Genomic DNA, 553 nt, shown 5'->3' with positions numbered 1-553 from the left:
GACGTCCCCCCCACCGCGGTACGCGGCGGCACCACGCCGCCGCCCGGCGCCGAGGTGCTGCGCGGGCTCACCCTGCCCGGCCTCGCCAACACCCACAGCCACGCCTTCCACCGCGCGCTGCGCGGCACGGTCCAGGTCGGCGCCGGCACCTTCTGGACGTGGCGCGAGGTGATGTACCACGTCGCCGCCCGGCTCACCCCGGACAGCTACCTGGCGCTGGCCCGCGCCGCCTACGCCGAGATGGCGCTCGCCGGCATCACCTGCGTCGGCGAGTTCCACTACCTGCACCACGGTCCCGGCGGCACCCGCTACAGCGATCCCAACGCCATGGGCCACGCCCTGACCACCGCCGCCGCCGAGGCCGGCATCCGCATCACCCTGCTCGACACCTGCTACCTGTCCGCCGGGTTCGGCGCCGCCCCGGCCCGGCACCAGCTCCGCTTCCACGACGGCACCGCCGACGCCTGGGCCGAACGGGCCGGGCTGCTGCGCCCGGACGCCACCACCCGCATCGGTGCCGCCGTCCACTCGGTACGGGCCGTGCCCGCCGACG

General features: G+C 76.7%; 1 protein-coding gene. It reads left to right on the top strand.

Annotated features, from left to right (window positions below; translation table 11 throughout):
* Positions 1-553 (top strand): amidohydrolase family protein (locus tag ACYVE9_RS30415; RefSeq protein WP_461031069.1); only part of this gene is annotated, 553 nt, incomplete at both ends.

This window comes from Streptomyces sparsus, from assembly GCF_054776295.1.
Note: the sequence above shows the minus strand (reverse complement) of the source record. Positions and strands in the feature narration are given on the sequence as shown.